Source organism: Eudoraea sp. (assembly GCF_049669105.1).
In the GTDB taxonomy this organism is placed as follows: Bacteria; Bacteroidota; Bacteroidia; order Flavobacteriales; family Flavobacteriaceae; genus Eudoraea.
On the sequence record NZ_JBATKE010000066.1, the window covers coordinates 22,663 to 29,763 of the forward strand.

Annotated in this window: 9 protein-coding genes; 5 read left to right on the top strand and 4 right to left on the bottom strand. The window is 37.4% G+C overall.

What is annotated here, in order from left to right:
* Positions 1–2 precede the first annotated feature (2 nt).
* From cysS to WBM60_RS05465, 5 genes are all read left to right on the top strand, one after another.
* Positions 3–1,487 carry a cysteine--tRNA ligase gene (cysS, locus tag WBM60_RS05445; RefSeq protein WP_424276807.1) on the top strand — a complete coding sequence of 495 codons (1,485 nt, stop codon included), beginning with the start codon at positions 3–5 and terminating at the stop codon, positions 1,485–1,487.
* Between the two features lie 97 nt (positions 1,488–1,584).
* A complete protein-coding gene (gene yidD, locus WBM60_RS05450; protein ID WP_424260980.1) occupies positions 1,585–1,806 on the top strand; it encodes a membrane protein insertion efficiency factor YidD in 222 nt (73 codons plus the stop codon).
* Between the two features lie 142 nt (positions 1,807–1,948).
* Positions 1,949–2,911, top strand: coding sequence for a prolipoprotein diacylglyceryl transferase (lgt, locus tag WBM60_RS05455; protein WP_424260982.1), 963 nt, complete (start codon positions 1,949–1,951; stop codon positions 2,909–2,911).
* Between the two features lie 26 nt (positions 2,912–2,937).
* Positions 2,938–3,429 carry a DUF192 domain-containing protein gene (locus WBM60_RS05460; RefSeq protein ID WP_424282838.1) on the top strand — a complete coding sequence of 164 codons (492 nt, stop codon included), beginning with the start codon at positions 2,938–2,940 and terminating at the stop codon, positions 3,427–3,429.
* Positions 3,430–3,439: 10 nt separating this feature from the next.
* Positions 3,440–3,958 (top strand): GNAT family N-acetyltransferase, encoded by a 519-nt coding sequence (locus tag WBM60_RS05465; RefSeq protein ID WP_424282839.1) that lies wholly within the window; start codon positions 3,440–3,442, stop codon positions 3,956–3,958.
* A gap of 80 nt (positions 3,959–4,038) precedes the next feature.
* On the opposite strand, the gene WBM60_RS05470 is transcribed toward WBM60_RS05465, so the two are convergent.
* The 4 genes from WBM60_RS05470 to WBM60_RS05485 form a co-directional block, all read right to left on the bottom strand.
* A complete protein-coding gene (locus WBM60_RS05470) occupies positions 4,039–4,254 on the bottom strand; it encodes a YgaP family membrane protein (protein ID WP_424260988.1) in 216 nt (71 codons plus the stop codon).
* 166 nt (positions 4,255–4,420) lie between these two features.
* Positions 4,421–5,035, bottom strand: a complete 615-nt coding sequence (locus WBM60_RS05475; RefSeq protein ID WP_424277356.1) for a Crp/Fnr family transcriptional regulator — start codon at positions 5,033–5,035, stop codon at positions 4,421–4,423.
* Positions 5,036–5,181: 146 nt separating this feature from the next.
* Positions 5,182–5,676 carry a hypothetical protein gene (locus WBM60_RS05480; RefSeq protein ID WP_424261984.1) on the bottom strand — a complete coding sequence of 165 codons (495 nt, stop codon included), beginning with the start codon at positions 5,674–5,676 and terminating at the stop codon, positions 5,182–5,184.
* Between the two features lie 16 nt (positions 5,677–5,692).
* The coding region (locus WBM60_RS05485) for a hypothetical protein (protein WP_424282840.1) at positions 5,693–7,101 on the bottom strand (1,409 nt) is incomplete at its 5' end.

Here is a 7,101-nt window from a genome sequence, read left to right on the forward strand (position 1 = left end):
CAATGCAATTGTATAAAACCCAACACCTTAAAGTCTACAATTCCCTTTCCAGTACCAAAGAACTATTTGAACCAATTAATGAAGGGCATGTAGGTATGTATGTATGCGGTCCCACGGTATACAGTAATGTACATCTGGGAAACTGCAGAACGTTTATGTCGTTTGACATGATCTTTCGATACCTCAGGCATTTGGGGTACAAGGTGCGTTATGTAAGGAATATTACAGATGCAGGTCATTTGGAAGGCGACGCTGATCAAGGGGAGGATAAAATTGCAAAAAAAGCACGGTTGGAACAAATAGAGCCCATGGAAGTCGTCCAGCGCTATACCGTGGATTTTCACAATATCCTTCAAAAATTCAACTTTTTACCTCCCAGTATTGAACCAACAGCAACAGGTCATATTATTGAGCAAATAGAGATCATTAAAGAGATCCTTGACAAAGGCTACGCCTATGAAATTAACGATTCTGTCTACTTTGATGTTAAGAAGTTTAATGAAGATTATGAATACGGCAAACTGAGTGGCAGAAAGCTGGAAGACATGATCTCAAATACCCGGGAACTCGCGGCTCAGGACGAAAAGAAAAACCCTCAGGATTTCGCTTTATGGAAAAAGGCTGAACCGCAACATATTATGCGATGGCCTTCTCCATGGGGAGATGGTTTTCCGGGATGGCATCTTGAATGCACGGCGATGAGCACAAAATATCTTGGTGAGAATTTTGACATTCACGGCGGTGGGATGGATCTTAAATTTCCTCATCACGAATGTGAAATTGCCCAGGCAGAGGCCAGTAATGGTCATTCTCCTGTAAAATATTGGTTGCATGCCAATATGCTTACCTTAAATGGTAAAAAAATGGCAAAATCTACCGGGAATAATATTCTCCCGAATGAGATCTTTACCGGCAATAATAGCATACTTAGCAAAGCATTTTCTCCTTCTGTCGTGCGCTTTTTTATGATGCAGGCACATTATACCAGTATTCTCGATTTAAGCAACGAAGCCCTGCTTGCCTCAGAAAAGGGGTATCAAAGGCTTATGGAAGCAATTACCGGTCTGGACGGTTTAAATACCGGTGCTAATTCAGATTTTGATATTAAGGAATGGAGGCAAAAGTGTTATGATGCAATGAATGACGATTTTAATACCCCCATTCTAATTGCAAACCTTTTTGAAGGAGTTAAACATATCAACCTCATAAAAGAAGGAAAAGAACAGCTTTCTGTAGAGGATAAAAAAATTCTCATCGAGACCATGAATAGTTTTGTATTTGACGTACTTGGCCTGGAGAACAAAAATGATAGTGGAAAGGATTCAGAAAAGTTATCGGGTGTGGTAGAATTACTCATTCAATTGCGCAATGAAGCCCGTGCCAACAAAGATTTTGGTACATCTGATAAGATAAGGGACCAGTTAGCAGCCCTTGGTGTTCAGCTAAAAGACAGCAAAGAGGGCACGACTTTTAGTGTCTCCTCATAAATTGCAGTATCCACGGGGTAAATCCTTGCGAGCTGTTTTTTATGAAATTCTTATTACTAATGGCACAAAAAACTAGTCTTTAAAAATATTCCTCAAGGTGAAAAAAATTTTAATCGCGCCCTTTATTTTTCTGGTAAGGTTCTACCAGTTGGTAATTTCACCTTTAACCCCTGCCACTTGCCGATATTCCCCAACATGCTCTCAATATACGCTTGAAGCCCTAAAAAAACACGGCCTTTTTAAAGGAGGTTGGTTGGCCATAAAACGTATTTTCAGTTGTAATCCCTGGGGTGGAAAAGGTTATGATCCCGTACCCTGACCTTTTAAACTCAGGTATAATTAGGCTATTGTTTAAATCTTATATCAACATAAAAAGGCCAAAAAAGTCCATGAAAGTTAAGCTACATTTTGCCTTTGGCCTCTGTTCAATTTTCTTATCTTAGCCGCTTAATAGCTTCACTATGTATTTTTTAGGTTTTATTTGGAATCCGGATGATACCCTTTTCAAAATTGGTGTTTTACAAATTAAATACTACAATCTTTCTTGGATAGTAGCCTTTGCTCTGGGTTGGTATATTATGAAAAAGATTTTTTTAAACGAAAAAAAATCCCTCGAACAACTAGATTCCCTTTTTATTTACACGGTACTTTCAACAATGCTTGGTGCACGCCTGGGACATGTCTTTTTTTATGACTGGCCCTATTATAAAAACCATCTTGTGGAGATTCTGCTTCCTATAAAAGAGCGTGTTGGAAGTACATTATTCGGCATTATAAATGGTTATGAGTTTACCGGTTTTACCGGTCTGGCCAGCCATGGTGCAGCTATTGGTATTATTATCGGCATGTATCTTTTGAGCAGAAAATACAAAGACCTTAAAATGTTATGGGTTTTAGACCGGGTGGTTATTACTGTTGCCATAGGGGCATTTTTCGTAAGATTAGGTAATTTCTTTAACTCTGAAATAAATGGTAAAATAACAGATGAAAATTTTGCTTTTGCGACTAAATTTGTGCGCGATTCAGATGATATGCCAGCAGCATCCGCATTACAGATCACCAAAGAAGAGACTGTTAATGCGGCCTATGCTGCACTGGAAAATAATCCAAAGTTTGCTGATTATTTTAGCGCAATCCCTTTTAGACATCCCGCACAATTGTATGAAGGTGTCGCTTATATATTTGTTTTTCTGATCCTGTATTACTTTTACTGGAAGACCGACAAAAAAAATCAGCCCGGATTTTTATTTGGTTTATTCCTGGTACTGCTTTGGACCATTCGGTTCTTTGTAGAATTTGTAAAGAAAAGTCAGGGTGGATTTGAAGAATCATTAGGGTTATTATCAACCGGCCAATGGTTAAGTATTCCTTTTATTCTTGTTGGATTTTATTTTATGTTCAGAAAAAAAAGCATTATTGCTTAGTGAATATCGACTTAATATAAGCTAAGATGAAAACACTAAAAATTTATGTTATTTCTCTGATTTTGGCCCTTGTAACGCTTAATGGCTGTAAAGATGATCAGAAAAAAGTAGTCAAAACAGAGCCTGTAACGTTTACAAAAGAGGGAGAACTTACCATCTTCAGGCAACAATCAGACTCTGTTATCATAAAATACAATATCGAAATCGCTGAATCTGATTATGAGACCCAGACAGGCCTTATGTACCGAGAGTCTATGGAAATGGACCAGGGGATGTTTTTTATCTTTCCGGACGTGGTCTTCCATTCTTTTTATATGAAAAACACAAAAATACCACTCGACCTTATTTTTATAGATGAGGAACTTAAGATTGCAAGTTATAAGGAAAATGCGCAACCAATGGATGAGACCGGCCTTTCCTCTGAAGTCCCGGTTCAATATGTACTGGAACTTAATGCCGGACAACGCAAACAATATGCTTTGGAAGTTGGCGATCGCATAGAATATATTAGAATGTAAAAAGCACTAAATGAACTTACTTCTGGAAGGAGAGGAAAGTAAAAGGCTTATTTTCCGTAAAGTATCAAAATCAGATTTTAATTACTGGTTACCATTCCACCAGGAACCCTTAAGTTCACGGTATTTTGCAGGAGAGATCTTTGAACCTGAGGTGGCATGCCGGAATTGGTTTACGAAGGTATTTACAAGATATAAAAACAATTTAGGTGGACTAAATGCACTTATAAGCAAAGAAAACGGCCAACTTGTGGGAATGTGTGGTCTCTTGATCCAAACCGTAGATGAAATTCAGGAATTAGAAATAGGGTATTCCATACTGCCTGAATACTGGAAAAAAGGGTACGCCACAGAGGCAGCCAAAAAGTGTAAGGCTTATGCCCTGGAACACCAACTGGCAGATTCCATAATTTCAATCATACATATAGACAATATTGGGTCACAAAAAGTAGCTCTTAACAATGGGATGCATTTAGATAAAACCACTACCTTTAAGGGCATTCCCGTTCATATTTTCAGGTCCTTACTATGAGACTTGGGATATACAACTCAATTTCCCATTACACCAACAGCCTTAAAATTTATAAGCTTAGGTTATTTTTTATTGCACGATTAGGATTCCTTTTTCTTAACCGCACAAGTGCTAATACCAAATGGTGCATATATAGGACAGAAACTAATAAAACTAGTTAATAGAAAGATTACCGCTACTATTAATAAAACGATACCTAACGTACCTCCTACAGTACCTGTGAAGTAAAGTGCGGCGAAAATTGCAGCGATTATAAATCGGATAATACGATCAGTTGAACCCATATTCTTTTTCATGATTTTTGTATTTTAATTAGACAATTGTTCCATAAGCAATAATATACTTGTAACCATAATGGTGCAGATTAGGCATCCCAGCAAAAATTTTACAAGTTTCCTGCTCATCAATCTTTTACACAAAATTATATTGGAAAAATCTGTTGTACAGTGACTTTAGTCACTGTTAGAAAATTTTAATTCCTTTGCTGTCTTGTTTCACAAGGCCGTCATTTTCCAGTTTCTTCATTACGCGACTAACAACTTCCCTGACTGTGCCTAATTCATCTGCAACTTGTTGATGTGATATTTTTAATGGGTTTTGATGGCTCACTTGCGTTTTGGTTTTCAAATGCTTGTACAACCTTTCATCCATTCTATTAAATAAAACATGGTGAATGGTATCCAGCAAATCACTATAACGTTGTTTGTATTGTTGAAAAAACAGCGTGTTAATATCAGGATATTGAATCATCCACTTAGCTACCTTATTAACCGGCAACAATAATGCGGTTGTGTCCTCCTCTGCAATAGCAAAAATAGTACTGGGTTCATTTTTTATACTGGCAGAAAATGACATAATACAACTTTCATCCGGCTGGATATAATAGAGTAATAGTTCCCGGTCTTCGTAGCGGGTATAGACCTTGATCAAGCCTTCAAGCACTATAGGGATTACTTTTATAAACTGACCTTCCCGTAAGATTTCAGTATGTCGGGGTAGTTCCTTTAAATTAGCTTCAGCCTGTATCTTCTTTATCAGTTCAGGGTTCAGATACGAAAGAGAGTTGCCTAAATCCATATTGGTTTACTTAAAAAATGTGAATACGTTATCTTCTTAAATCAAAGATAAATATAAAACTGCCCCAATAAATATTGGGGCAGTTCATCAAAACCTGTTATGTAAGGAGGGGGCAAACCTTTCAATGGTTTTCTCAATAAGCAGGTCTAATTCTTCTCAAAAGTTAAATTGTCCGTACCTCCATTGCCTCCACTAACGTGAATAAGTTCAATCCTGGAATCTGTTCGGGAAACTATATCCCAATCTTCAGACAACTCGTTAAAATTGGAAGGTGAGGCAAAAAAGATGTTAAAATCAATATCATCACTGCTATCATCAATACTACTATCGTCATTACTATCATCACTGCCGCTGTCATCGGTGACAGACCATGTCCCATTTACTGTATTTGAACCATTATCTGCTACCAGATTACCATCCGAATTAAAGGAAAATCCATAACCGGTAAAATTTGCGGTTTCATCACTCCCCGAGTCTACAAAGTTGGTAATGGTCCATGTTCCATTTGACACCAAATCCGAAATTTCCTGGATATCAGCCATGCTATTGGCAGCGTTAACATCATCAGAATTATCAGATGAACAGGAAATAAACAGGAGCGCAAATACCATCAAAGTATATAATAAATTGTTGCTTTTCATAGTTGTATTTTTAAGGTTATAATTTTTCCAGAATTAAAGTATCCGTTCCGCCTCCGCCACCGCTAACGTCTTGCAATTCCACACTTGTATCAGAGGTAGCAATTACATCCCAGTCGTCATTAAATTCATTAAAGGGCATGAAAGTTCCAAAATTTAATATAAGTGTGGTTTCAGAATTTTGTAAAGACCAGTCACCATTTATAGGAGTACCGTTATCTGCTACTACGGTACCATCATTATTGAAGTTGAGTTCGTATCCGCCGTAATCATTGGTCTCATCAATACCATCATCTAAATAAGATGCCACTTTCCAAAGTCCATCCTGTAGGATGGTACCAAGCATGTCCATATTCTCACCACCATTCCCATCACCACTATTAGTGCAATCACTTTCAAATCGTAATCGATCATCACCCAGGCGTAAATCCACTTGATTTTCATCACCTTCTTGCTCAATTTCATGTAAATTCCATGTATCATTGAAATCAGGTAAATTGGGAATATTTATTGCAACTGAAATACTTTCACCGCTTCCTGCGCTTTCCCAGGTTCCGGGGAATGTATCGCTATTTGAGGTTGCTGAAAGGGTTCCATCGGCCATGAAATTGAACTGATATCCAACATAAAGGTCTTCCAGGTCATTATCATTTCGTTCTAATTTATCTACCATCCAATTGTCGCAACCTGTTAAAACATCAGCTAGCTGATCTGTACTACAATTTTCGCAATCATCATCGTCAAAATCATTGTCGTCATCTTCATCACAATCATCTTTGGCATCATCCAGGATATCTTCTAATTGATTCAGATTAAATGCTTCAACTTCTGTTCCATCTGAAAGTATTACAACAATGGGGAAACCTACATTAACGATATCGGTATCTTCAAGGTCATCGATAAAATTATAAAGCTCTTGATCATTATTAATATCCAAGCTGCCAATCAATTCGTTATTAATATCAAAAATGGAGGTCGAAATAGGATATTTGATATCTGCACATTCGATGTCATCGTCATCCTCATTTTCTCCACTACAATCAGCTGCAAAGTCATCGAATTCATCAAAACTATTGATTGAAACCTCTGTAAAATCGGCTAAAACAATGGTGATCGGGAAGTATATTTCCAGGTCATCATCATCATCATCAAATTCGTCAAAAATATCCTCAATAGTATCAAAATCTTCTTCAGAATCTACAATAATCTCCAAACCACTCACATTAACAGTTACAGGTAAATCAATGGAGAAACAACTGGCGTTATCAATAATATTGTCATCAGATCCATCGTTCATGGAAGTACGCAGTAACAAATTGGCAACGTTAGAATTAGCTTTGAGAGTTTCTTCGGGAGTGGCCTCAATAAATTCATTTTCCTCCTGTCTGCAGGATACAATTAGAATTGATAGGAGGATTAGCAATACAG

Bases quoted from the DNA above. Each gene is read 5' to 3' on its own strand.
- WBM60_RS05480 (WP_424261984.1), bottom strand. From the start codon at position 5,676: ATGAAAAGCAACAATTTATTATATACTTTGATGGTATTTGCGCTCCTG.
- WBM60_RS05465 (WP_424282839.1), top strand. From the start codon at position 3,440: ATGAACTTACTTCTGGAAGGAGAGGAAAGTAAAAGGCTTATTTTCCGT.
- WBM60_RS05460 (WP_424282838.1), top strand. From the start codon at position 2,938: ATGAAAACACTAAAAATTTATGTTATTTCTCTGATTTTGGCCCTTGTA.
- cysS (WP_424276807.1), top strand. From the start codon at position 3: ATGCAATTGTATAAAACCCAACACCTTAAAGTCTACAATTCCCTTTCC.
- lgt (WP_424260982.1), top strand. From the start codon at position 1,949: ATGTATTTTTTAGGTTTTATTTGGAATCCGGATGATACCCTTTTCAAA.
- WBM60_RS05470 (WP_424260988.1), bottom strand. From the start codon at position 4,254: ATGAAAAAGAATATGGGTTCAACTGATCGTATTATCCGATTTATAATC.
- WBM60_RS05475 (WP_424277356.1), bottom strand. From the start codon at position 5,035: ATGGATTTAGGCAACTCTCTTTCGTATCTGAACCCTGAACTGATAAAG.